Source organism: Bacillus sp. FAU20 (genome assembly GCF_056033865.1).
In genome coordinates this window covers 443324-469308 of record NZ_JBVYHY010000011.1, presented here as the reverse complement: position 1 = coordinate 469308, position 25985 = coordinate 443324, and the positions used below count along the sequence as shown (strand labels likewise).

At 34.7% G+C, this 25985-nt stretch carries 20 protein-coding genes, 1 pseudogene and 3 other annotated features; of the genes and pseudogenes, 4 read left to right on the top strand and 17 right to left on the bottom strand.

Going from position 1 to position 25985, the window contains the following annotated elements; genetic code table 11:
* Positions 1-60: 60 nt before the first annotated feature.
* The 10 genes from AC0OM3_RS10750 to AC0OM3_RS10705 form a co-directional block, all read right to left on the bottom strand.
* A complete protein-coding gene (locus AC0OM3_RS10750) occupies positions 61-1686 on the bottom strand; it encodes an ABC-F family ATP-binding cassette domain-containing protein (protein ID WP_000633864.1) in 1626 nt (541 codons plus the stop codon).
* Positions 1687-1998: 312 nt separating this feature from the next.
* Positions 1999-5115 carry an MMPL family transporter gene (locus AC0OM3_RS10745; protein ID WP_061884296.1) on the bottom strand — a complete coding sequence of 1039 codons (3117 nt, stop codon included), beginning with the start codon at positions 5113-5115 and terminating at the stop codon, positions 1999-2001.
* 245 nt (positions 5116-5360) lie between these two features.
* A complete protein-coding gene (locus AC0OM3_RS10740; RefSeq protein ID WP_001107290.1) occupies positions 5361-5927 on the bottom strand; it encodes a TetR/AcrR family transcriptional regulator in 567 nt (188 codons plus the stop codon).
* A 312-nt stretch (positions 5928-6239) separates the two neighbouring features.
* Positions 6240-7397, bottom strand: a complete 1158-nt coding sequence (locus tag AC0OM3_RS10735; protein WP_001100922.1) for a GNAT family N-acetyltransferase — start codon at positions 7395-7397, stop codon at positions 6240-6242.
* 125 nt (positions 7398-7522) lie between these two features.
* On the bottom strand, positions 7523-8812 hold the full coding sequence (aroA, locus tag AC0OM3_RS10730) for a 3-phosphoshikimate 1-carboxyvinyltransferase (protein WP_000664613.1): 1290 nt from the start codon (positions 8810-8812) through the stop codon (positions 7523-7525).
* Positions 8813-8828: 16 nt separating this feature from the next.
* Positions 8829-9929 carry a prephenate dehydrogenase gene (tyrA, locus tag AC0OM3_RS10725; protein ID WP_001228129.1) on the bottom strand — a complete coding sequence of 367 codons (1101 nt, stop codon included), beginning with the start codon at positions 9927-9929 and terminating at the stop codon, positions 8829-8831.
* Positions 9922-11022 (bottom strand): histidinol-phosphate transaminase, encoded by a 1101-nt coding sequence (gene hisC, locus AC0OM3_RS10720; RefSeq protein WP_001197237.1) that lies wholly within the window; start codon positions 11020-11022, stop codon positions 9922-9924. The genes tyrA and hisC overlap by 8 nt, the downstream gene beginning before the upstream one ends.
* Positions 11023-11040: 18 nt before the next feature.
* Complete coding sequence (aroC, locus tag AC0OM3_RS10715; RefSeq protein WP_001269424.1) at positions 11041-12213, bottom strand: chorismate synthase; 1173 nt, start codon at positions 12211-12213, stop codon at positions 11041-11043.
* A gap of 53 nt (positions 12214-12266) precedes the next feature.
* Positions 12267-12486, bottom strand: a binding site (T-box leader).
* A gap of 9 nt (positions 12487-12495) precedes the next feature.
* A complete protein-coding gene (locus AC0OM3_RS10710) occupies positions 12496-13572 on the bottom strand; it encodes a bifunctional 3-deoxy-7-phosphoheptulonate synthase/chorismate mutase (RefSeq protein ID WP_001273575.1) in 1077 nt (358 codons plus the stop codon).
* Between the two features lie 194 nt (positions 13573-13766).
* Positions 13767-14002 (bottom strand) — a binding site (T-box leader).
* Between the two features lie 54 nt (positions 14003-14056).
* Positions 14057-14292: a binding site (T-box leader), on the bottom strand.
* Positions 14293-14400: 108 nt separating this feature from the next.
* Entirely contained in the window at positions 14401-17883 is a 3483-nt protein-coding gene (locus AC0OM3_RS10705) for a DUF4020 domain-containing protein (RefSeq protein ID WP_474211731.1), read from the bottom strand.
* Between the two features lie 181 nt (positions 17884-18064).
* Between AC0OM3_RS10705 and AC0OM3_RS10700 the strand changes: the two genes are divergently transcribed.
* Positions 18065-18502: a YndM family protein gene (locus AC0OM3_RS10700; RefSeq protein WP_000997702.1), complete on the top strand. Its 438-nt coding sequence runs from the start codon at positions 18065-18067 to the stop codon at positions 18500-18502.
* Between the two features lie 149 nt (positions 18503-18651).
* Here the strand turns inward: AC0OM3_RS10700 and AC0OM3_RS10695 are convergent, their stop codons facing one another.
* The 3 genes and pseudogenes from AC0OM3_RS10695 to AC0OM3_RS10685 form a co-directional block, all read right to left on the bottom strand.
* Complete coding sequence (locus tag AC0OM3_RS10695; RefSeq protein ID WP_000709546.1) at positions 18652-19182, bottom strand: cysteine hydrolase family protein; 531 nt, start codon at positions 19180-19182, stop codon at positions 18652-18654.
* A gap of 42 nt (positions 19183-19224) precedes the next feature.
* Positions 19225-19764, bottom strand: a complete 540-nt coding sequence (locus tag AC0OM3_RS10690) for a GNAT family N-acetyltransferase (RefSeq protein ID WP_000898778.1) — start codon at positions 19762-19764, stop codon at positions 19225-19227.
* Between the two features lie 12 nt (positions 19765-19776).
* A pseudogene (locus AC0OM3_RS10685) lies at positions 19777-19995 on the bottom strand (YfzA family protein); the annotation flags it as partial.
* A 337-nt stretch (positions 19996-20332) separates the two neighbouring features.
* Here AC0OM3_RS10685 and AC0OM3_RS10680 point away from each other — a divergent pair.
* Positions 20333-20851 (top strand): kinase, encoded by a 519-nt coding sequence (locus AC0OM3_RS10680; protein WP_000042588.1) that lies wholly within the window; start codon positions 20333-20335, stop codon positions 20849-20851.
* Between the two features lie 305 nt (positions 20852-21156).
* Here the strand turns inward: AC0OM3_RS10680 and entB are convergent, their stop codons facing one another.
* A complete protein-coding gene (gene entB, locus AC0OM3_RS10675) occupies positions 21157-22587 on the bottom strand; it encodes a cell wall-binding protein EntB (protein ID WP_474211729.1) in 1431 nt (476 codons plus the stop codon).
* 213 nt (positions 22588-22800) lie between these two features.
* Positions 22801-23292 carry a nitroreductase gene (locus AC0OM3_RS10670; RefSeq protein WP_474211727.1) on the bottom strand — a complete coding sequence of 164 codons (492 nt, stop codon included), beginning with the start codon at positions 23290-23292 and terminating at the stop codon, positions 22801-22803.
* Between the two features lie 180 nt (positions 23293-23472).
* Here AC0OM3_RS10670 and AC0OM3_RS10665 point away from each other — a divergent pair, with 180 nt between their 5' ends.
* Positions 23473-23853 carry a VOC family protein gene (locus AC0OM3_RS10665; protein ID WP_474211725.1) on the top strand — a complete coding sequence of 127 codons (381 nt, stop codon included), beginning with the start codon at positions 23473-23475 and terminating at the stop codon, positions 23851-23853.
* Positions 23854-23911: 58 nt separating this feature from the next.
* Positions 23912-24220: a BBE domain-containing protein gene (locus AC0OM3_RS10660; RefSeq protein WP_151522161.1), complete on the top strand. Its 309-nt coding sequence runs from the start codon at positions 23912-23914 to the stop codon at positions 24218-24220.
* 93 nt (positions 24221-24313) lie between these two features.
* On the opposite strand, the gene AC0OM3_RS10655 is transcribed toward AC0OM3_RS10660, so the two are convergent.
* Together AC0OM3_RS10655 and AC0OM3_RS10650 are read right to left on the bottom strand one after the other, a co-directional pair.
* A complete protein-coding gene (locus tag AC0OM3_RS10655) occupies positions 24314-25312 on the bottom strand; it encodes a hypothetical protein (RefSeq protein ID WP_474211723.1) in 999 nt (332 codons plus the stop codon).
* Positions 25302-25880 carry a sigma-70 family RNA polymerase sigma factor gene (locus tag AC0OM3_RS10650; RefSeq protein WP_000344753.1) on the bottom strand — a complete coding sequence of 193 codons (579 nt, stop codon included), beginning with the start codon at positions 25878-25880 and terminating at the stop codon, positions 25302-25304. Before AC0OM3_RS10650 ends, AC0OM3_RS10655 begins: the two co-directional genes overlap by 11 nt.
* Between the last annotated feature and the right edge of the window lie 105 nt (positions 25881-25985).

Here is a 25985-nt window from a genome sequence, read left to right as displayed (position 1 = left end):
ATGTTACGTTTTCTCGACAAAAAAACTCGCTCTTTTTAGAGCGAGTTTTTTCATTATATATTATTGACCTTTGTACATTGCATCTACTTGTTTTTGAAGTTCCTCATTTTCTAAGAACTCATCATAAGTAGCCTCTTTATCGATTACACCGTTTGGTGTTACTTCGATAATGCGGTTTGCAATTGTTTGTACGAACTGATGGTCATGAGATGTGAATAAGATTGTACCTTTGAATGCGATTAAACCGTTGTTTAACGCTGTGATTGACTCAAGGTCTAAATGGTTCGTTGGATCGTCAAGTGTGATTACGTTCGCACCACTTAACATCATTTTAGATAACATACAACGAACTTTTTCGCCTCCAGATAATACAGAAACGTTCTTCTTAACTTCTTCACCTGAGAATAACATACGGCCTAAGAAACCACGTAAGAAGCTTTCAGACTCATCTTGTGGAGAGAATTGACGTAACCATTCAACTAAGTTGTAATCACTGTTCTCAAAGTACTTAGAGTTATCTCTTGGGAAGTAAGATTGAGAGGTTGTTACACCCCATTTGAATGAACCACTATCCGGCTCCATTTCACCCATAAGGATTTTAAATAATGTTGTCATTGCAATATCGTTACGGCCGATAAATGCAACTTTATCACCTTTATTTAAAGTGAAGTACACATTATCTAACACTTTTTCACCATCAATTGTTTTAGAAAGACCTTCAACAGTTAATAAGTCATTTCCTACTTCACGCTCAGGTGTGAAGCCAACGAATGGGTAACGGCGTGATGACGGTCTAATATCATCTAATGTAATTTTGTCTAATAATTTTTTACGAGAAGTTGCTTGTTTCGCTTTAGAAGCGTTTGAACTAAAGCGTGCAATGAAGTTTTGTAACTCTTTTACTTTCTCTTCTTTTTTCTTATTAGCATCTTGTGTTAATTTTAAAGCTAATTGGCTTGACTCATACCAGAAGTCATAGTTACCAACATAAAGCTGAATTTTACCGAAATCAAGGTCAGCCATGTGCGTACATACTTTATTTAAGAAGTGACGGTCATGGGATACTACGATAACTGTGTTTTCAAAGTTCATTAAGAAGTTTTCTAACCATTGAATCGCTTTTAAGTCCAAGTGGTTGGTAGGCTCATCTAATAATAGAATGTCAGGTTGACCGAATAAAGCTTGAGCAAGTAATACTTTTACTTTCTCTGCCCCAGTTAATTCTGACAATTTCTTATCATGAAGATCTTCACCAATACCTAAACCTTTAAGAAGGATTGCAGCTTCTGACTCAGCTTCCCAACCGTTAAGCTCAGCGAACTCACCTTCAAGTTCAGCAGCACGCATACCATCTTCATCACTAAAGTCTTCTTTCATGTAAATAGCATTTTTCTCTTGCATTACTTTGTAAAGTTGCGTGTGACCCATAATTACTGTTTCTAATACTGGGAACTCTTCATATTCGAAGTGGTTCTGTTTTAATACTGCTAGACGCTCACCTGGCGTAATATGTATGTCACCTGTTGACGGTTCAATTTCTCCAGATAAAATCTTTAGAAATGTTGATTTACCAGCACCGTTTGCTCCGATTAAACCATAGCAGTTACCTGGCGTGAATTTTATGTTAACATCTTCAAATAATTTGCGATCCGCGAAACGCAAACTAACGTTACTTACTGTAATCATTTGTGTCCTCCTACTAATACCGCTTATTTCAGCGTTTTCTCACCGATTGTCTTAAAAAATCGCATATTACGACTCAATTATTGTAGACTATAGCTATTATATAGTAGAAGCTGGATGAATAGCAACGGTTGATTACCTTTCTACAATGAAATCGGATAGTTTTTGTCCATTCCCTTAGCTATTGTATGTATATCATCGACCTCTTTCTCATATAACCTTTCACTGCTCATTCTGTAATATATCGGATTCATTTTCTTCTGAAATATTATATACCGAAAAAACTGTAGAGAAATCATTCCCTACAGTCTCTTCTTATTTCGTATTTATTATTTTCTCTTTGTAACTCTTCATTTTACTCGTTAACCCTATTAACGCTGGTAATAATATCGGCATCACAATTAAAGCTAATAGAAGAAGTGCAACGCCAACTACTGATGCAACTTGTATAAGTGTTAATACACCTGATGGAATTAATGCTGCAAATGTCCCGCCTAAAATTAGCGCAGCTGATAATACAACTCCTCCTATATGACGAGATGCAGTTACAATTTTCGTTACCGAATCCCCTTCTATCTCGTTATAGCGCATCATTACGAAAATACTATAATCCACTCCTAAAGCGACAATCATAATGAAGCTAAAGAATGGAACATTCCAGCTTAATGACTCTACATGTAATACATGTGCACTAATTTGTTCGCTTATACCAAGTGATGCAAAGTACGCCAATAGTAATGAGCCAATAATAAATATTGTGTTTAGTAATGAGCGTGTAATTACGATTAATACAATCGCAATGCCAATCAACATAATCGTAGCTGTACGTAAGAAATCTTGCCCTGTTACTTCTTTTAAATCCACGTTTCTAGCTGTTGTTCCGCCAATTGCTGTTTTCGCATCATGTAATTCCGTTCCTTTTACAGTGCCATCGATTGTTTTATTAATTTCTTGAATAATTGGCATCGCTTCTTTTGAATACGGATTTACATCTAAAATGATAGTCATTTTAGCAATTTTTCTATCCTGTGACATGTACGTGTTCAATGCTTTTTGGAAATCTTCTCCCTCTAGCACTTCTTTTGGAATATAAAACTTCTCAGAGCTTTTCGATTCATTGAGCTCCCCTAAATATTTCTGTGCGTCATGCAGGCCATTACTTACTTTTCCAAGCCCTTCTGTACTTTTAGATAAACCGGATTGTAATTGGCCCATCTTTTCTTGCAGGTCTTTAAGGCCCGTTAAAAGTTGTCCTTGCCCATCGTTTATTTTTGTTAATCCAGACTGTAACTCAACTGATTTATTTGCAATTTGTTTTGAACCTGAAGAACCTTCATTTAATCCATTTTTAAGATCGGCTGCTCCCTTTTGTAACTTATTAACTCCATTGCTCATTTCTTTTAAGCCGTTATCCACTTTCAGTAACGATTGATTCGCTTCTTTAAATGAACTCATCGCCGTTTTGTGCTGTGTTGCTAATTGATTTAATTCATTTGAAAGTACGCTTAATTTCTTTTGAGCCTCTTTAGCAATTCCTATCGTTTGTTGTATGTTTGGATCATTCGCTAATTCTGGTTTCGTTTGAACGAAATTGGTCATTAACATTTCAATTTGTTCATATCCCTTTTTCGCACCATCAATCGCTTGAGAAATACTTCCAAAGTATTGATCGTAAGAGTTTAAACCTTTTTCTAACTGTGCATAACCAGCATGCAGCTGCGACGTTGCATTAGATAGAACATTTATATTTTCGTTTACTGAAGCTAAACCACTCTCAATTTGCTGTGCTCCTTGTGCACCGTCGTTTATGCCATTTGATAATTGATGTAAAGCTGTTCCCAATGCTGATACCCCGTTTTTCGCCTCGTTCGTTCCATCAATTAATTTTTGAACATTCGCAAGACTATTTGAATCATTACTTCCCATTTTATTTTTCGCATCTGTTAATCCATCATTAATTTCCTTTATGCCACCATCGGCATCCCCTAATCCTGTATTCAATTCTCCCGCTTGCTTATTTAAATATAATTCTTTTATCTTCTCACCAGTTGGACGTGTTGGTGCATATACTTCTGACACACCTTTAACTTTCGAAATTTTATCAGTTAATTCGTCTAAAATTTGTAGAGAAGTTCCTTCATCCAGCTTTTTATCAGATTGAATGACTAATGTACTCGGTGAAGAGAAACCAGGCGGAAAATGATCCTCTATTACGTTAATACCCATCTTGGATTCATACTTATTATCCACTTCAAATAAATCATTGTAATTAAGTGTATTAGAGTATTTTAATACGAAAGGAATCGATATTACGACTACGATAATTAAAGCGACAAATGGTCTTGCTACTGAGTTTTTCGCAAAGAATCCCCATAAGCGACTATCCTCATGACCTTTAAATGTTTTAACTGGATAAAACATTCCTTTTCCTAAAAGCACCATGAAAAATGGATTTAAAGTCGTTAATACGAGTAATAATACTAAAACACCAATTGCTACCGCTGAAGTAGATTGATATAATTTAAAACTTGCTAACGCAAGTGATGCAAAACCAATTAGCACCGCTATTCCGCTATATAATACAGTTTTACCTGCTGATTTGAATGTTTCTTTCGTAGCTAAAAATGCATTTTCTTGTTTACTTAATTCTTCTTTAAACCTCGTATATAATAAAATGTTATAATCTGTTCCTACCCCAAACAGGACGACGACTACGAACACTTGTGTAAAGTTTGAGAATGGAAAATTAAATTGATCTACAAGCTGGGCAATAACCCCCATTGAAACTAAATACGATATACCAACTGTAAGAAGAGAAACAATTGGAACAACTGGTGAACGGAATACAAGGATTAATACTACAAGAATGAAAATGATTGAAATAACTTCTGTCTTTTTCACTCCCTCTTGAGAGGATTTAAGAAAATCACCCGCTATTAAGTCACTTCCTGTTAAATACGTTTTTACCCCTTTCGTTTGCACTTTTTCATGAAGATTATTTGAAACTTTTGATATTTCACCATGTTTTTTATCTATCGATATTTGCGTTAAAATAGTCGTATTATCTTTAGAAACTAATTGTTTCTCCAAGTCTTTATTGTCTAAATGTGAAACAACTTCCTTAATTCCTAATTGCTCTTTTTCATTTCGCAGGGCGTTGATTGTTTTTGTTATTTCCTTTTTTTGTTCATCTGTTAAAACTGCCTTATTGCCACTATTAAAAACGGCTATAATTTCATACTTTTCAACCCCTTCTTTATCCATCTCTTTCATCATCTTGTCAGCAATACTGCTTTGCTTTGTATTAGGGATTGTAATTTTCCCTTTTTCTTTCACTAATTTATCCATATTAGGCATCGTTACGACCATTGTAATAGTAATAACTATCCATAATAGAAAAGTTAAACTTCTCCAACTTTTTAACTTGCTCATTTGAATCATCTCCCGTTTTGAAATTTACACGTGGAATGAATATTCATTCCTAATCTTTTGAAAAAATTTACAGGAATGAACGTTCATTCCTATCATTCTATTAAATTATTAATTAACTATATTAAACTAGGTAAATCGGAATGAATATTCATTCCTTTAGTTATAAAGATTTATCATCTCCTGTTATTCTTTTCCATACCTTTTTAGGAATGAATGTTCATTCCTATCCTTATAACGCTATAGAATCAAATGATTCTAATAGCATTCCAACAGCTTTCTTCCAATTCCTTTACCAATTCATCTGTATATTCTAACTGCCCTGTTTCCATTACTTTAATTAATTTTTCAATTGGTTGATATACAATAATAATTAAAGCAATTGGTGGTAATGGACGAAGCAAACCTTTTTCGATTCCATCTTCAATCAAGTTCATGAAGAAACCCATGAAGTCCTCGAATATTTCATTGCTATGTTCATCTAGAAAATAACTATCACAGTGAGAATTTGTAAAAAGAAAAGCATCTGCATTTTGTCTCGCAAATTCAAATAAACGGTTGTATGTATGGCTAAACTGTTCACGAATATTTGCATCGACCGGGAAATCATTTTTTATTAATTCCGATAGTTGTAAAACACTTTTCGTAAATAAAGAATTAACAAGCGCTTCTTTATTTTCAAAATAACGGTAAATCGTACCTGCACCTACTTTTGCTTTTTCAGCAATCATGGGAATTGTTGTACCATCATAACCTCGTTCTGCAAAAAGTTGTATTGCAGCATCAAAAATATCCTCTTGTTTGTTTTTAGCCATTTTTCCACCTCAATTTCCAGGAATGAAAATTCATTCCGTTTTTAATTATAAATTAGATACGCTAAAAGTCAAGTGTGTGACAAAGTATAGCTGTCATTTCTTATCCCCTATTTGTGAATGAAATTATATGAGCAACTTTCTGGATATATTGGCGCAACTTAAAATTATATCAGCGATTCTCATGATATATCGGCGCAACTCTAATTATATCAGCGATTCTCATGATATATCGACTTACCGAAAGAAATTCACAATATAAGAGGAGGCTATCCCAAAATTTCACTTGGGATAGCCCGCCTTCATACATGCAAATTAAAAGAAATCATAAATAAACGGCTTACGCACTGGTACTAAATTCTCAAATGACCGTATTACTTCGTCACTTCCACTAATGAATTCCAGTTCATTTAGTTCTAACGGACGTTTATATCCAAGCATTATTGCCGATAGCGCAGTTATATCCAGTTTAATTCCTTTTTCCGTTGTTTCTTCTACAATTGTTATTTCATGATTTGCAAGTCTCACTGTTATGTTATTCCATGGAGCAAATGCGTCTGTAATGTTTAGGATCACTTCTTGCTGTACATTGTTCCAATTCAACTCATATTGTTTTAAAAACTGCTCCACATCTACAATTCTTCCCATAAAATATGGTTTTATTTCTGTCTTCACGCGTGGCTCTTGCAATGTATATAATAATGGTTCGCTCTCACTTACTGTCATTTCAATTTCTTTAATCATAGAATCATGCTGACAAATAAAGTTCCACAGACCATTTCGTGCTTCATTATGCAGTGGTACAAATTCTTCTACTGTCATTTTATAGTTTTCTATTTTGTATAACATGTAACCTGCTGCCTTTTTATTTTCATCATAGTAAATGGCTAATGTTAAATCATCATAAACCGCTTGTAACCACCAGTTCTTCTCTCGAACTAACATACATGAAAAACGTTCTGCAAATGCTTCATAGAGCTTCTCTACTTCTTCTGGATGATTTTCTTTATTAAAACGTTTCACAGTACCATTTACTTGTTTTTTCATTACTAAATCGCTCTTACTCATATGACATTTGAGTAGATTCGCACAAAGTTCCCAGCCGTATTTACGATAAAATGAAACAGCAAATGGATGTAACATAGAGACTGTATAGCCATCTTTTTTCATTGTTTGAAGTGAATGTTGAAGTAGCTCTTTTACATACCCACTTCTTCTGTACTCTGGATACGTCGCTACTCCTGCAACGCCACCCATTTTAAATTTTTCTTTACCTATGTAAATATGAAACGGAATGAGGTGTAGTTTTGCAGCTAAGTCTTCCCCTTCCATAATGCCGTATATTTCATGACTTTCCTTCATTTTTGTAAGTTGCTGCTGTAATCGTTCCTCATCTACTTTATATTGAAAAGCGTATTCTGATAAACGTAATGCTTCTCTGAACTTATCTTCTTTTAATTGTATGACATTCATATAATTCTCCTCCATTCCCTGTTTAAATTGTATCATAATTCTTACTATTATAGTTCGGTAAGTGAAATTACACGGACGTTTTAACAAAAAAAGCAGATACATCACGTATCTGCTTTCCACCCTTTTTATTTAGCTAACTTTTGAAGTTCGTCAAAGAATGTAGGATATGATACACCTACTGCTTCTGCATCTTCAATAATTGTTTTTCCTTCTGCCAGGCAGCCAGCAATTGCAAGCATCATTCCGATACGGTGATCACCATAACTATTTACTATATTGCCTTTTAGAGCTGATTTTCCGTAAATGATCATACCGTCATCAGTTGCTTCTATTCGAGCTCCTAGTTTCGTTAACTCAGCAACGACTGTATCAATACGGTTTGTTTCTTTTACTTTTAATTCGTGTGCATCTTTAATTACTGTAATTCCTTCTGCTTGCGTTGCCGCTAATGCAATAACAGGAATCTCATCAATTAATCTTGGGATAATATCCCCGCCAATTTCAATTCCTTTTAATGAAGATGTTTCAATCGTAATGTTTGCAGCTGGTTCTGATGATCCTTCGTTAATTGGCTCTACAGTGAACGTAGCACCCATTTTCTCTAAAACATCAATAATACCTGTACGAGTTGGATTCATCCCTACATTTTGTAATACTAGTTTACTATTTGGAATGATTGCACCGGCTACTAGGAAAAATGCAGCTGATGATACGTCACCTGGCACTTGAACATCTGTTGCTGTTAGCTTTTGTCCACCTGCAAGTTTCACTGTTTTTCCTTCGCGCGTTACTGTAACGCCAAATGCTTCAAGCATTCTTTCCGTATGATCACGGGAAATATGTGGTTCTGTAACAGCTGTTACACCTTCTGCGCGAAGTCCTGCAAGTAAAATAGCTGACTTTACTTGTGCGCTTGCTACAGGCGAAGTGTATTCAATTGCTTTTAAATCTCCGCCCCGTATTGTTAGCGGTGTAAACGTTCCTTCTTCCCGCCCATCAATGTTTGCACCCATTTGTTTTAATGGATTTGTAACACGTTTCATCGGTCTTTTTGCGATAGATGCATCACCTTGTACGCAAGAGAAAAATGGTGTATTTGCCAAAATCCCTGACATTAAACGTATAGTTGTACCAGAATTACCAACATCTAATACAGCTTTCGGTTCTTGTAAACCTTCTAATCCTTTGCCAACTACAGTGACTTCATCACCGTTTTGCACGATGTCTACTCCCATTTCTTTAAAACAAGAAATCGTACTTAAACAATCTGCACCGGGCAAGAAACCTTTAATTGTTGTTTTTCCTTCTGCAATCGCACCGAACATGACAGCGCGGTGTGAAATGGATTTATCTCCTGGAATTGTAATGTTACCATTTAATCCGTTATTAACAGGTTGTATCGTTCTTTCCTTCACGTTTTCACCTTCTCATTTAAATTGTTTCATAAGTTTGGTATTTTTCTTCTCCAAGCGCTAGCTTTGCTTTCATACGATCTTCTTCTCTTTGGAAGCTAATACGTAATACCCCAAGCAATCCTTCACGCGCTTCTAATATTTGCAAGTTCGTAATACTAATTTCTTCGCGCGCCAAAATACTCGTAATATGAGCCAATGCCCCTACTTTATCTAAAACATCAACGTATAAGTCGTGATAGGCAGGAATTGCCCCTCTCTTTCGTACTGGTAAAGAGTCACGGTATTCTTTCGCGTCTGCAAAATAGTTTTGAATCTCGCCTGCATCTCCGGTCGAAACTGTATCATATAAATCTTCCATTTCAGAGATCCACTCTTTTAATAATACCATTAAATGCTCACGATTTTGTTTAACAATATCACTCCACATTTTTGGGCTACTAGATGCGATACGTGTAATGTCTTTAAATCCTCCGGCAGCTAGTTGATGAATGAGCGGATTATCTCCTGCATGTTTCTCCACTTGCTTTACTAACCCAGCTGCGATAAGATGCGGAAAATGACTAACGATCCCTGTTACATAATCATGTTCTTCCGTATTTAAAACGAGAAAATGAGATCCCGTTCCATTTAACCAACGCTTAAGTTCTTCTACATGTTCATTTGGCACATGATTCATCGGCGTTAAAATGTAAAATGCATTTTCAAATAAATGCGCTTTTGCACTTTCAACGCCTGTTTTATGAGAACCTGCCATCGGATGTCCGCCAATGAAAGAAACTTCTTTTGAAAACAAAGCTTCCGCTTCATTCATAATCGTCCCTTTTGTACTACCAACATCGGTTACAATCACATCTTCTCGTAAACGAAATGACGCTAATTTGTGTAATAACTTCTTCGTTTCTTCAACTGGAGAAGCAAAAACAATTAAATGTGCCTCTTCACATGCATGCTGTAAATTAATTGCTATTTCATCTACTACATGTAATTCTTTTGCACGCTCTACTTGCTCTTTAAATATATCGTACCCTGTTATCGTTACATCGTGCTCTTTCTTAATTGCTAATGCGAGAGAGCCTCCTATTAAACCTGTTCCAATTAATACTACCTTTTTACGCATTTTCCTCATCTCGAGACTTTCTTTTTTTATTTTCAAAGTGTTGTTGTAACACTGAAATCACCCCTTCATTTTGCTCCCTTGTTCCGACTGTAATACGGATACCATTCGGGAACGGACGAATAATAAATCCTGCGTGTGCACAAGCTTCATAAATCTCTCCAGCATTCTCAACTGGCAAGAAGATGAAATTTGTTTGCGATGGATAAAATGGAATTTCATTTTCCTTACAAAAGCTTTCATATTGTTGTAATCCCTCTGTATTTACACGAACTATTTCCTCAATAAACTCATCGTCACCAAAAGCAATCGTCGCTGCTTTTTGCGCTAATGAAGATACGTTAAATGGCAAACGAACGACATTTAATTTTTCGATTAACTCTTCCTGTCCAACCGCATATCCAACGCGGAAAGAAGCTAATCCGTACGCTTTAGAAAATGTTCTAAGTACAAGAATATTTTTATGTTTTTCTAAAAGCGGTAATGTCTCTGGGAAATCTTTTGCTGTTACGTATTCATAGTACGCTTCATCAATGACAATTAACGTATTTTCACTAATACCTTCAATGAATTGAGTCAATTTTCGGTCATTCACATATGTGCCTGTTGGATTGTTCGGGTTACAAATCCATACAATTTTTGTATTGTTATCTACTACTGAAGAAATTTCTTCTAAGTCGTATACACCGTTATTTAACGCAACTTCCTTCACTTCGCAACCTTCTATAATTGCATGATGACGGTACTGCGGGAATGTTGCACCTGCTGTTACAATGTTATCTCCCGCTCGTAATACGGCGCGGCTTATTATTTGAATGATTTCATCTAAACCACTACCACAAAGTACTTGTTCCATTTGCACATGCAACTTATCTGCGATTGTTTGACGGAGCGTTGTAGCACCTCCGTCAGGATATAAAGCATGTTCCAACCAAGAGTTTTGCAACTCTTCTAAAACTCTCGGTGAACAACCAAATGGATTTTCATTCGATGCTAATTTCACAAACAAATGATCTCCGTACACTTCTTTCATTTGTTCTGGTGATTTACCTGGTTTATATGGTTGTAATGATGATAGTTGATCTTTTACTTGCACGTTAAACCCACCTTTTTATTAAAATTCTTTTGCGTAGTTATTGTGTTGCATAATATTTTGTTTTAATAATTCCATACGATCTTTTCCGAATTGTTCGACTAGAGCATCTGCAAGTTCCCATGCCACAACAGATTCAGCTACTACACCCGCCGCTGGTACTGCGCAACTATCAGATCTTTCAATACTCGCTTGGAATGCTTCTTTCGTATCAATATCAACGCTTGCTAACGGTTTGTATAAAGTAGGAATCGGCTTCATCACGCCTCTTACGATAATTGGCATACCTGTTGTCATACCGCCTTCTAGACCGCCGGCATTATTCGTTTTTCTCGTGTATCCTTTTTCTTCATCCCACAGAATTTCATCATGCACTTTGCTTCCTGGTTGTCGTGCCGCTTCAAAACCTACGCCAATTTCAGCACCTTTAAATGCATTTATACTCATAATTGCACCAGCAAGTTTTGCATCTAATTTACGATCGTAATGGACGTAACTACCGACGCCAATCGGCATACCTTCTGCAATGACTTCCACAATACCACCGATTGAATCTCCACTACTTTTTGCGTTGTCAATCGCATTCATCATTTCTTGCTCTACTTCTTTATCTAAACATCGAACTGGTGAGTTTTCAGTAATTGTTTGAATTTCTTCAATCGATAAGTTTGAAATATGTTTTGCTTTTACTCCACCAATTTCAAGAACATGTCCTGCAATTTCCACGCCTAATTCGCTTAAAATTTGTTTTGCAACTGCACCAGCAGCTACACGAACTGTCGTTTCTCTTGCAGATGACCGCTCTAATACGTTTCTTATATCACGATGACCATATTTAATTGCTCCATTTAAATCTGCATGTCCGGGACGTGGTTTTGTAATTGTACGTTTCATGTCTTTACTTTCTTTTTCCGAAATTGGCTCTGCACCCATTACTTTCGTCCAATGTTTGAAATCATCATTTTTTACAATTAACGTAATCGGTGATCCAAGTGTCATCCCGTGACGAACACCACTTACAATTTCAACTGTATCTGTTTCAATTTGCATACGTCTTCCGCGTCCATGACCTTTTTGTCTTCTTAATAATTCTTTATTAATATGTTCCGCCGTAAGTGTCAAACCGGCTGGTACACCTTCTAAAATAACTGTTAACTGCGGTCCATGTGATTCTCCAGCTGTAATGTATCTCATTTCTCTTGCCCCTTTACTATTTTTTTGTACAAAAAAGTCCCTACTGAGCGCTCAGTAGGGACGATGTTTATCGCGGTACCACCCTAGTTGTAGACTTCTTTCGTCTACCTCTCTTCTTCTTTAACGATCGTTTGACCGTCTTCCCCTCCAAAAGTTGTCGGGAAAGATGCTCCAAGGCTGTAATTCATGCTTACCTTTGTACTGATTCACACCGACCATCAGCTCTCTTTAACAGTGAGATAAGCACTACTGTTTCCTCTTCAACGCATATATGATATGGAATTAAGATAATTTATTTTTGAAACCTTTTAACTCATCCATGAATCTATGGAATTCTGGAATGTCCATTTGTTGTGCAGAATCTGATAATGCAACTGCTGGATCTGGATGAACTTCAGCCATTACTGCATCTGCGCCAATTGCAAGTGCCGCTTTCGCTGTTGGTAATAATAAATCTCTGCGTCCAGTTGAATGTGTTACATCAACGATAACTGGTAAATGTGTTTCTTTCTTTAAAATTGGTACTGCAGAAATGTCTAATGTGTTACGTGTTGCTCTTTCGTATGTGCGGATACCGCGCTCACAAAGAATAATTTGATCGTTACCTTGCGCAATGATGTATTCCGCTGCGTTAATGAACTCATCAATTGTTGCTGCTAATCCACGTTTTAATAATACTGGTTTGTTAACTTTACCTACAGCTCGTAATAAATCGAAGTTTTGCATGTTACGTGCGCCAACTTGAATTACATCAACGTAGTCTAATGCCATTTCAACATCGTTCGGATTTAAAATTTCACTAATAATTGCTAAGTCAAACTCATCTGCTACTTGACGTAAAATTTGAAGTCCTTCTACTCCTAAACCTTGGAAATCGTATGGAGAAGTTCTCGGTTTGAATGCACCACCGCGCATTAATTTTAAACCTTGGTCTTTCATCGCTTGCCCTACTTGGCGAACTTGTTCTAAGCTTTCTACCGCACAAGGTCCCATGATGAATGTTTGTGTTCCGTTACCAATCAATTCACCTTTTACATCAACGATTGTGTTTTCTTGTTTCTTTTTACGTGATACTAATAACGCTTTACGGTTATCATCTTCTTGTAACTCTAAGCTAGCTTTGAAGATTGTTTTGAAAATATGTTGAACTGTTGATGTTTCGAATGGTCCTTCGTTATGCTCTGCGATCATATCAAGTACTTCACGCTCACGTACTGGATCAAAGCGTTTCGTACCTTGTACTTGCTTTTGCTCTCCAATTTTTTGAACGATTTCACCACGTTTGTTTAAAAGGTGTAATAGTTGTAAGTTAATTTCATCTACCTGTTTACGTAATTGATCTAATTCATGATTTGCCATTTGGAAATCCTCCTCTAATGTTTTAAAAGTATAGTAAGAGAATAAAAAATTCTCTATTTTCTGAACTGACTAATTATACAAATTTATAGTGGAATCGATACCTCTTCTTATCTTAAACTAATAATTCGTACAAAGACATGAACTACTAGTTAAAAACCCACTTTTTTGTACAAAAAAGCCCTACTGATCCAATCAGTAGGGACGATATTTATCGCGGTACCACCCTAGTTGTAGACTTCTTTCGTCTACCTCTCTTCATTGTTAACGATCATCTGACCGTCTTTCCCTTCATAAAGACAATACTATCTTTACTACGAAAAAGATGCTCTAGGACTGTAATTCGCTCTTGTTTATGTACTGGTTCGCACCAACCACCAGCTCTCTGTTACAGGGAAACAACAACTACTGCTTTTCCTTTCAATGCATGACTATTTTATTTTCAAGTTGGACCACTAAAATACAAAAAGTCCCTACTGAATAAATCAGTAGGGACGATATTTATCGCGGTACCACCCTAGTTGCAGACTAACTTTCCGTCTACCTCTCTTCACTGTTAACGATCAATTGACCGCTTTTTCCTCATAAAGACAAACTATCTTTATTACGAAAAAGATGCTCCAAGACTGTAATTCATGATTATCCCTGTACTGGTTCACACCAACCACCAGCTCTCTGTTACAGTAAGACTAACCACTACTGTGATCTCTTCATTGCACTTTGTTTATTCAAATGTTTTTTGAAATTGAATAAGTATGATTCGTATTATAGAACGCTTTTCAAAACACTGTCAACAACTTTTTATATATTTTTTAAAATTCCACTTTCGTCCTATAATTCTTCTTGTAAATCACCCATTACAATTCCTATGCGAATTATTTCATTTTCTAGTAAATGTAAAACATATTCCTCTACTTCATACTGAACTAATAATTCTTTTATTTGTATGATTTCTTTTTCAAATAAAACGGCTTCGTGACATGTTTGTAGTAAAATAAAAAACACATTTGCAAATATTTCTTTATGCGCTTTCATACTTTCTTTTTTATGAAGCATTTCAATCAATAACTGCTTCATTTCCTCACCTGTACATTTACCATGTACACTTGAAAATGCACGAGACATAATACATAATCCTTTTTCTAATATTTCATCCATGTATAAAATAATACGTAAAAGCATTACATATTCTCTTGCAGTTATCTCACCCATTTTTGGTCGTTCTCGCAAAAATACACTGAGCCAAGCTGTCCAAAATTTTTGTTGTTCTTTTACACTTAATGTTTTGACGTAATAGCATAAAAACTGCATAAACTTAATTTTATTTTCTTCATTTTCTAGTATGAGTAACGGGTATAACCAATCTGTTTTTTGCTCCCAATATAGTACACATTTAATAAATACAAAGCTAAGCCACTTCAAGAAAGCTTCTCTCGTATGCGGATGTAATACTTCCAAATGTTCTATCGCATACTTAATAAATCGCTTCATTTCTGTAAATAAAGGTAAATTTATTTGCGTGTAACATAAGCCGGCCCATGCATATTCCGTAATCTCATTTTGTTTTTTTAAATCTAAGTATGGTAACAAATATTTTCGGCACCATTGTTTTTCAATATGATATAAAAATGTAATATCTGCTATTAAACGGGCAAACATAAAGTTTGTTCGTTCCGAATTAACTCTTACTTGTTCTTCAAATAAAAATAAATATTCATATACATTACGATCGTATAAATGATCATATGATAACAACTTTAATAATACAGCCGTCATTTTTCCAACTGGATGCTGAATTGATTCATTATAAAAATCTTGTTTCCCAAGCTTAAAATCTGTATCACTCTTCATAACTTGAGGAAACACTGAAAAAGCAAATCGTTTTACAACACGTATACTATTCTCTTCTAACTCTTCTAGTCGATTACTAACTTCATATAGAAAACTACTAATTAACCAATGAAAAGCGGTATTTCTAACAAATTTCTGCAATAGCGGAATAATTTTTTGGATTTGCTCATTCGTCAATCCTCGATTATTTCGCCATTCTCTAATACAAACAAACCATACTTCATTACTTATTTCTTGCACTCCTACTAATCGGTATGCAAATGAAATACTCCACTCTGTGTTTAATTTACATGCTTTTGATAACATCTCTAAAAAATGGCGTTGTTCAAAAACACCATCTTGCGAAAATTGCTGAACTTGCTTCATAATTTCAACATCTTTCAGCTGCAATAATCCGTCAGCAGTTACATTGCAAGTAATGCTTTCTGCTGTATCTTCTTTCTTTTGTACACTGTATCGTTCAGAATGAAAATGAGGATGCTTTTGCTTCATTAACTCATACCCATTTGCCGTAGATGGGCTACTCGAATCACACTTGAATAATAAGTCTAATACGAGACATGCATCAAATACCCTCTCTTCTGTAAGATGCTTTATTACAGTTCGAGTGACTTCTTCTTTTGTTTTTTCTAAACAATGTGCATAATGCCTTTTTAAAAGTTGAAAAACTTCGTGTTTATAAGTGAAATCTAAAAGAAGTCCTTCATGTAACAACCATTTCATTTTGTCATCTACACGAACAAAAATATTTTTATTCATCGCATCAATTGCAATTCGCTTTTGAAGTACACTATTTGCTTCTATCATTTCTGTAATATAATAATCCGCTTTTTTCTCATTGTTTTCGCATAAATAAGTTAGACACTCTTTTACAATTCGTATTAAAAATGCAAGATCATTTTGATGAAACTCTTTCTCTACATTTTCCTTATTTCTTTTTTTCAGTGCTGTTTGTCTTAACGACAACATTCTCAATTTTTCTAATCCAATCATCATAATTGGAACAGCATAATAAGAGATATATGGCCTCATCTTTTCGTTCCAAATTTGCTCCACATGAGAAAATGTAGATACTGGTAAGCGACTCGATTCCTCGAGTTCTATTGATTCTTGCGTATCATTCCCCCATTTTCTTACACGTTTCAACTTCAGTTTTCCGTCTAAAATAAAAGTTAGTAACAATAAGGCAATTTCTTTATGCTCAGGAAAAGAACATTTTTGCAGTAACTTAGAAATCTTTTCTATAGAGCTACTATCTTTTTCAGCTGTTTCTAATAAAAGGAGTGTCCACCTTGCAAACAACAGCGGGTCCATCTTACTCTTCGTTTCGTTTAAGTAGTTACAAATTGTTCTCCATAATAACGGTGACATTTTAGAATAGTTTTTATAAATTAATTGAAATAATTCTTTCTGATGACTAAAAAGAAATTGTTCCACTAACCATTCTGCAAGTAATTCATCTACTTCATTATAGTTTGGCGTAAGCATAAACAAATTTTGTAATTTACCTTCTGCTTCTAACCATTCGACCCATTCATAATCATGAGCAAATTCCACAAAGTAACGTACTGTTTCAATTTTTTTAATCGATTGCTTTATGTATGATAATTGTTCCTGTTCTACTGACGGGGGAACCGTTACAATATCCCGAATACGCATTCTTTTCGTAATATAATTATCACCCATTAATTCAGCCCAGCGTTTTACCGCTTTTACGAGGGATTGATGATTATTCACCTTATTCGGATACACAATTGGTCTTATCCCTAAATGTTCCCAATGGTACGTATTTTCTCCTTGTGCGACAAAAGCAAATCGTCTTGTACTTGGTGGTAAACCAGTTGCTAAATATTTCATTACTGGGTCATTATGACTATATCCAACGAATAAAACGGTGTAATTTGAGAATAGATCAACTAAAAATCTTCTTGCCCATCCTTCTGTTAAGTAAGCCCTTCCAAAATCACCGTCTGTTAAAATTAAAGCCTCTTTCTCCTGTTCTACATTACCATGTATATAAGCAAGACCTTTAAAAGCTCTCCCAGTCGGTAAAGCTGGAGCGTAATAAACATTGATATCTCTATTTATTTCCTTAATTGCTGTTGTAAAATGTTGATCAAAATTTGTTGTTACAATGCGGATATCTGTATCTAAAGGAAATAGCCTTGGAATTGCATAATGCAATGGATTCGGTTTTGATTTCTCTATATGAACAAGATCTCTTGCGACTTGATGTACATCTTTTGTTTTCGCAATTTTACCAAGATAATAATCATGTGGTTCTGTTATTTCGCGTTTTTCGACATATAACGTTTTTGCAATTTCATCAACTAAATCATCAAAATTCGGTAAGTTTGATTTCCCTTTCATAGAAACTCCCGCTCCAACAAATAACACTAACTTTCCTTGCTCAAGGTGATCAATTAACTCATCTGGAATTTCTACTTCTGAAGTAATCCACATCCTGGATTCCCCCTTACCTAAAAATGTCATACACTCTCATTTTACTATAACATTTTTTCAATGTTTTTATAATATTTAGACTAAATTCCGAACATGAAAAAGTTTTATATAAATAAATCCGTTACAATGTATGAACTCCAGAATTTATTGAAAAACTATGTATAAATCGGAGGTGTAAATTTTGAATGATTTCACAGTAGTGCTTATCAAGTTTATATCGTGCATTATCGCATTTAGCATTGGGCTTGCTTTATTTTTCCCTGCAACGTTTGTTCAAATTATTTCATTCAGTCTCTTTGTTACAATCGTATCCTACATGTTCGTTGATAAAATTATTTTAAATCGAATTGGCAATACTGGTGCCATTATGTCGGATTTCTTATTAACATATTTAAGCGTATGGATTTTCGGTAATATTTTATTAGACAACTATATGCAAATTGCATGGGGCAGTATCCTTTCTGCCATCGTCTTCACTTTATCTGAAGTAATCGTTCATCGCTTCTCTAACTCTCATACAAGGCACAACAATGATAACATTCGTATTAATCGCCGCTTTGCATATGGTACGGAGTTTGCTGAAGAACAAAATATATTGGATAAAGACAAGAAGAAGTAACATTTTAATGCAGGAGCACCCTTTTTAATTATGTGGTGCTCCTTTTTTGTATATTTTCATTATGGTACGTGAAATTATATAAACGATTATTTCAAAATATCGACTTACCGACAATATTTGACGCTTTTTTCTAATAAAAAAACTACCTCTTATTTAGAGGCAGCCACTTTCAAGTCTTTTAATGCAACAACATCCGCAAACGCTCCCAATACTGCGTTATGATGTTGCACAATATCTTCAGCACGTAACACTTCTGTATTAAATGTACTATGTGCATCACTCACTAACGTTACTTTATATCCTTCACTACATGCTCTGCGCGTTGTCGTATCTACACAATACTCTGATTGCATTCCCGAAAGAATAACGTGTTCAATTCCTTTCTCTTGTAACACTTCTCTTAAGTTTGTCTTATGGAATGAATCTGGCGTCGTCTTTTCAACAATATTATCTCCTTCTTGCGGAGCGATTGCCGCATGGATTCGCCACCCATCCGTACCTTTTTCTAACGGATGGTCTTTAGGACCGTTATGTTGGACATAAATAATTGGGATATCATTTGAACGACATTCCCCAATAAGCTCTTGCAATGTTTGTAAAAACTTTTCCCCATTATGTACTGGCATTCCAGCTGTATACATACCCACTTGCACATCAATTACGATTAACGCTTTTTTCATTTCGCACAGCTCCCTTCGTTTATATAAGCCATTGCATATTCATTATAATTGTTTGTATTCCATCATCCAACAATCTTCTAATTTCCCCTCATGCAGCTCATGTTCCTTTAAAATCTTTACTTTTTTAAATCCGCATTTTTCATAACACTTTATCGCTCGTTCATTATTTACTTTCGGATCCATTGCGATTGCTTCTGCTCCCATTTCACCCATAATGTATGTAATTGCTGCCTGAACGAGTTTTTGTCCAATTCCTTTTCCCCAATAGGCTGGTTCACCGATAAATTGGTCCATTCCCCATACATTTTGTGATTCTTTATAGCCATATAACGCTTTCCACTCTGAATCAACTGGGTACATTTGCATGTAACCAATGGGAACGGTATCAAATTCTATTAAACATCTTTTTTCATTACCGTTTGGATTATGTATAAAATGATCAAGCACCTTTTCTACAGACTGCGGATTATCTCGTCCTTCGTAATACCGCAGGACTGCTGGGTCCGTTAACCATTTAGAAACGATAGATGCATCATCTTCCATTACGTATCTAATCAATAAACCTTCTTTTTGAAAAAGCATATTATACCTCTATTATTCCTTTATATTTTTTCTTGCTGTTACATCTTTCATTGCACCTACTAATGCATATGGTAGTAATGTAATCGCAAAAAATGCTGTAAATACGTTAAATTGCGGGATTGTATAGAGTGTAAACCATTCAGTGAAAAATTGAGAATTTAATATTCTATTAAAAAACTCTCCACCTGGCCTAAAGTTTGGTGCCCACCCAGTGATTTCACACAAAATAAAGTGAAACTTTAATCAGTGGGGGTTTTGTTCATCCCCCACTGATTATTAGTTGAACCAATCGGGCTTTTATGGGCAGTTGATCCCCCACCTAACTTCTTCGCTTTCGCTGAATTTTGAGGTGGGGTCTTACTGCCCGTTAATGCGGGATAAACAGTAACTGAACAATAAAAAATGCACTTAGATAACGAAACCACATCCGTTTCCATATAGGTTTTGCATTTTTTAATGTATCTCCCGTCTAACCCCCTTCTTAAATATCCATCATATTGATTATACACTTCCCTCACTTTTTTTGTTAAAATTTTCTATATAATTAATACTGTTGGAGGAATACATTATGTCTAAACCTATACTTACATCCACTTTAATCATTCTTAGAGGAAACTCCGCAAGTGGTAAAACAACGATTGCAAAACAACTACAAGAACATTTTGGACAAGGGACACTTTTAGTATCACAGGATGTTGTACGTAGAGATATGCTTAGAGTACACGACACAATGGGTAATTTATCACATGATTTACTATTTGAAATTACGAAGTACGGAAAAGGAAAATGTAAATTTGTTATTTTAGAAGGTATTTTGAACAGTCATAGGTATGGTGAGATGTTAAAAGAATTAATTCGTTATTTTGATGAAAATGCATTTGCATATTACTTTGATTTATCATTAGAGGAAACTATTAGAAGACATAACACAAGGGACAAACGACATGAATTTGGTGAAGATTCCCTACAAAAATGGTATAATCCGCACGATACAATTGAGGTTACGAGAGAAACTATTTTTACAGATAACTTTACGCAAAAAGATATATTTGATGTGATTTTTAATGATATTAAGATATACAAATAAGACTGACATAATCAATCAGTCTTATTTACATTATGTACCTTGTATCTCGGTCTTCATTACAGGACAATCTTGACATAAATAAAAATAGATATTCATTTTCCCAAACTATTCTTCTCTACTTCTCAATAAACTTCTGTTCTACTTCCTTACCTCATTCTTAATAGTTTTTCTAAACATGAGACAATTTTTATGTTTTATTACAGGTTTATTAGTAAGCCATTTAAAAATCCTATTATACTTCTACTAAAAAAATAAAAGCCAGCCTCAATAAAGAGAACTGACTTCTATTTGGATCATTATAGTTACTATAAAATTTTCACTTTAACAGTTTGTCTTCCCCAATTCATAGCTTTACTTTTTGAACCCATTAATACATCAATACGATTACCTTTAATTGCACTTCCAGTATCACCAGCGATAGCTTCTCCATAACCTTCTACCCATACTTTAGATCCTAACGGGATTACTTTCGGGTCAACTGCGATAATTCTCATATTCGGATTTGCCGTTAAATCATGCCCCATCGCAGTTAAAACGCGTCCACCATATGTACCATTTTCACTTGGATCAGCAGTATACGCTGTCGCTACTACCGTTAATTCACGTTTAGCAGACTGTATGTTGTTTTTAGATGTTTCTTTCGCTCTCTCTTCTTCTTTAGCCTTTGCTATTTCTCTTGCTTTTTCTTCTTCTTTAGCTTTTGCTATTTCTCTTGCTCTCTCTTCTTCTTTAGCTTTTGCTATTTCTCTTGCTTTCTCTTCTTCTTTAGCTTTTGCTATTTCTCTTGCTTTTTCTTCTTCTTTAGCTTTTGCTATTTCTTGTGCTTTTTCTTCTTCTTTAACTTTTGCCTCTTCTTTAGGCTTTGCTATTTCTTTCGCTTTTTCTTCTTCTTTAACTTTTACTTCTTCTTTAACTTTTACTTCTTCTTTAACTTTTACTTCTTCTTTAGGCTTTACTATTTCTTTAGGCTTTACTATTTCTTGCACTTTCGGTTCTTCTTTAACTTTTACTTCTTCTTTAGGTTTTACTATTTCTTGCGCTTTCGGTTCTTCCTTAACTTTTACTTTCTCTGATACTATTGCCTCTTCTTTAGGCTTTACTATTTCTGGTGCTTTCGGTTCTTCCTTAACTTTTACTTTCTCTGATACTATTGCCTCTTCTTTAGGCTTTACTATTTCTGGTGCTTTCGTTGTTTCTTTCACTTTTGCTACTTTCTGCGTCTTTACTTCTTTCTTTTCTTTAACTGATTTTTGTACTTTCGCTACTTGCTTTGTTTTCTCTTCAGTTTTCTTTTCAGTTGGTGCTGTACTTGATAGGAAAGAAACGTTTGCATAAGCAGTTTTTCCTTTATACTCAAATTGCAGCCATCCGTCTTTTACTTGATGCGTTGATTCAATTACATCATCTTTTTTTAGTCTGCCAAGAATTTCTGAATCTGTGTTTGCTTCAGTACGTACATTTAACAAATCCGCCGTTACATGATACACATCTTTTGTAAACTCCGAACTAACAAACACTTCTTTACCGTTTAACTCAATTTTTGACCAGCCATCTTCGGTATTTATGACTTTTAACTCTTGCCCATTCTTTACTTTTTCGACCACTTTTGATTCTGTAGTCGGTTTTTCACGTACGTTAAGTACATCTGCTGTTACGATTGTTTCTGCGGTAGCAGTTGTGGTAAACGCCCCCAATCCAAAAACAGTTGCGGTTGCTGCGCCAATTACTTTTTTCATATTAGCCTCCATTATATTTTTTTGAATTTTATCAAATGCCTCCGTAAAATTGTATAATTTTACATAATATCAAAACATTTGCAACAATATATTAATATTGTTTAATATACTGTTATTAAAACTCCTTACTCCAATACTATCAAATTCTCATTTCTAATTCTATATATTATAGATCTCCTTATCTTTTATAAAAGCTCCATGCCCTTCTTCACACTAAATAGTTGTGGCAATTCCCGCCAAAAATAAACTTACGATTGCTAAAATTTGAGTAGCGACTATAGCCCCTCTTAAATGAAACTTATAATCTTTATATCCTTTCATACCTTCCGTACTAGGAATCACAACAAACCTTGGAGTAATCCAGCAAAAAATTAGCCAATCAATTATAAGTAAATCTACTAAATTGAAAATCATTAAAATACCAAAAGTGTGTAAATAGGCATCCATATACATTAATTTTTCATGCTTATGTAGTATATATATAGAAACGAAGGGACTACCGAAAAGAATAGTATTATATACAATATTAAAATAAATGGTTTGCTTTCTTTCATGAATCGATTTTGGAAAAACTACTTTTTGAATATCTTTCGGATAATCAGTTAACGAAAGTCGAGGATTATAATATAAGGACCCTAAAATCATTACGGATAGTACAATAGACATGATGACACCAACGTACATCATTTGCTCAAATTGATTCATATGCTTTATTCACCCTTTTCTGTAATTACTATGATGGTCATTCACTTAATTACATATTGTATGTACGTATATAATCAAAAATTAACAACTAGCTTTAACACCAAAGCAAAATTGTTGCAATGCAAATGTAAATTTAATACAGTGGAAGCCTAATTGATACAGATAGGATTGGTGAAACCTATGAAAATTGAACATATTGCAATTTGGGTAAATGACTTAGAATGTATGCGTGATTTTTATATAAAATACTTTAACGGTAAAGCAAACTCGTTATACCATAATGAAATGAAACAATTTGAATCTTATTTTATCACGTTCGAATCTGGAGCAAGGCTTGAACTTATGCGTAAAAAAGGGGTTGAAAATAAGCCTAATTTAAACATAACTGGCTATGCTCATATGGCTTTTTCTGTCGGTAGTGAAGAACGAGTGAATGAAATGACAAAGGTGATAAAAGATGCTGGTTATCCTTTATTAAATGGACCACGTTTTACTGGAGATGGCTATTATGAAAGTGTAATAGGTGATCCAGAAGACAATCAAATAGAAATTACGATTTAACTTACCCTTTTTTACCACCTCCATATTTTCCCGCGGATTAGGCGGTGCTGTTGCTGAAGTGCCAAATGAGGCAACTGCTTACTTTTACCGAAAAGCACTATCAAACATGTCAATATTCGCTACTTGGGAGCAACCAGAAGGTGCCGCTGGAAGTATTCGATGGGTTGAAGACTTCCGCTTAGCGATGCTTCCATTTACAAAAGGTGTCTACGTTAATACGCCTGACCTATCCATTAAAAATTGGCCAGATGCATACTTCAGTTGTAACTTTGACCGATTAATGAAAGTAAAAGCGAAATATGATCCGAAAAATGTTTTTATCTTTCCGAAAAGTATTCCGCTTTTTTTAAATATACACTCCACCTAATCTATCTAAATGCAAAACATCCATTTTTAAAAATGGATGTTTTGTAAAAAAGAAGTTTACATAATATAATTATCAATCACTTATACCGAATAACTATTCAATCATCGAAAGTAAAACGTTCTCAATCTCTTTTTTAGACAGCATACTATCATTTATATACACTTGATATGCATTTCTCCCTTCCCTTGCTGGCACAATTATTTTCATAGCCCTTACATTCGATTCTTTATACTCACCGAATGTAACGTCATAGCCATTTAATTTATATTTCTTTATATTTCCAGTAAAATTAGGTCCTCTTTCAGATGGTTTATTAAATGGTCTATCAATAAAGTAATCTTTATATTCTCCTTCAACAATTTCTAATTGATGAATTGTAAAACCTAATTCTGCCTCTGAAGTATGTGGCTGTTTTTTTACATTTTGTTTTTCATATCTCATCGTAATAAGTGGCATAGGTTTTCCTAGTGTTGCTTCAGCTTTTACCTCTTCAAATACTAATTGATGTCCAACTGGAATATATGTTGGATGCTTGATTGGAAAACCAGTTATTTGTTCAGCTTGTTCAAATGTATAGGTAAAATGTTGATCTATTCTTTCTTCATATGTATGTAATTGTTCCATTACCGCTCTTTCTCTCATTTCTTCATCAGCATTTAGACGATTTGTAGCTGTATATTGTCTCTCACCATTCTCTACGACACTTACTTTTTTATAAAAATAGTACGATTCCTGTAATAAAGTTACATACTTATCAAAATCCTTTTCTGTAAATATACTTTTAGCAATTTCTATACGTTCCATTACGCCATTATAACCATCCTCAGTCATTCCCATATCTTGTCTTGCTTTTTCTGGTGTCCCTACAATTTTATCCATTAATGTTGTACCTGCAAAAGTACCGGTCGGTATTAAAATTGCCGCAGCTACAAATCCAAGCAATAATTTTTTCTTCATAGAAATCTTCCTTTTCATTTTCGACAGTTGGTATTTATAAAAAGAGTTTTTCACTTGATTATCTAGATTTGGAGACGGGTCTAGACTCTCTGCTTTTCTTTTTAGTTCATTCGTTACATATCTCTCAAAATCCATTTACTTCTTCCTCCCTTTCGTTTGGCATTTGTTCCATTTCCATTCTTAATCGTTTTAGTGCTGTGTGTAGTCGAGATTTCACTGTACCAATAGGGATTTGAAGAAGTGTAGCAATTTCATCCAAGCTATATTCATGGAAGTAACGCATAATGACTACTTCACGATGTTTATAAGATAAATTTTGTACAACTTCTACTAATTCACTTCGTGTTTCTTTATGTAAAATAGCTTCATCCATTAAGTAAGGCCGATCTTGTTCATACATTTTCTTCTTTTCAAAGATTCGAAATCGTCGCCACGATTTACGACGCCAATCCTGTACTTCCTTGACAACTAGTCCATGTAACCAAAAACGAAATGAACGATTTATATCATAGTTTGTTATGGACTTCCACATATTGATGTACACTTCATTAACTATATCGTCTACATCTTGGTTTTGACTTCCTACTAAAAATACTACTGTTCTATAAATATCTTTACATGTATATTCATAAATAATTTGAAAGGCTTCTTGGTCCCCAGACCCCATTTTATATAGCCATTCTTTTAATTGTACTTCATCCAAAGCTCCGTTCCCCTCTCATAATCTTTCACACTATATTCGCTCGTTTTTCACAAAAGGTTCATTTTACATGAAAATTTATTTATTACAATAAAAATATAAGGTATA

Coding starts and splice junctions, on each gene's coding strand:
- entB (WP_474211729.1), bottom strand. CDS start 22,587: ATGAAAAAAGTAATTGGCGCAGCAACCGCAACTGTTTTTGGATTGGGG.
- AC0OM3_RS10665 (WP_474211725.1), top strand. CDS start 23,473: ATGAAAATTGAACATATTGCAATTTGGGTAAATGACTTAGAATGTATG.
- AC0OM3_RS10705 (WP_474211731.1), bottom strand. CDS start 17,883: ATGTGGATTACTTCAGAAGTAGAAATTCCAGATGAGTTAATTGATCAC.
- AC0OM3_RS10680 (WP_000042588.1), top strand. CDS start 20,333: ATGTCTAAACCTATACTTACATCCACTTTAATCATTCTTAGAGGAAAC.
- AC0OM3_RS10655 (WP_474211723.1), bottom strand. CDS start 25,312: ATGGATTTTGAGAGATATGTAACGAATGAACTAAAAAGAAAAGCAGAG.
- AC0OM3_RS10740 (WP_001107290.1), bottom strand. CDS start 5,927: ATGGCTAAAAACAAACAAGAGGATATTTTTGATGCTGCAATACAACTT.
- AC0OM3_RS10745 (WP_061884296.1), bottom strand. CDS start 5,115: ATGAGCAAGTTAAAAAGTTGGAGAAGTTTAACTTTTCTATTATGGATA.
- aroC (WP_001269424.1), bottom strand. CDS start 12,213: ATGAGATACATTACAGCTGGAGAATCACATGGACCGCAGTTAACAGTT.
- AC0OM3_RS10750 (WP_000633864.1), bottom strand. CDS start 1,686: ATGATTACAGTAAGTAACGTTAGTTTGCGTTTCGCGGATCGCAAATTA.
- tyrA (WP_001228129.1), bottom strand. CDS start 9,929: ATGCGTAAAAAGGTAGTATTAATTGGAACAGGTTTAATAGGAGGCTCT.
- AC0OM3_RS10695 (WP_000709546.1), bottom strand. CDS start 19,182: ATGAAAAAAGCGTTAATCGTAATTGATGTGCAAGTGGGTATGTATACA.
- AC0OM3_RS10690 (WP_000898778.1), bottom strand. CDS start 19,764: ATGCTTTTTCAAAAAGAAGGTTTATTGATTAGATACGTAATGGAAGAT.
- AC0OM3_RS10735 (WP_001100922.1), bottom strand. CDS start 7,397: ATGAATGTCATACAATTAAAAGAAGATAAGTTCAGAGAAGCATTACGT.
- AC0OM3_RS10710 (WP_001273575.1), bottom strand. CDS start 13,572: ATGGCAAATCATGAATTAGATCAATTACGTAAACAGGTAGATGAAATT.
- AC0OM3_RS10670 (WP_474211727.1), bottom strand. CDS start 23,292: ATGAATCAATTTGAGCAAATGATGTACGTTGGTGTCATCATGTCTATT.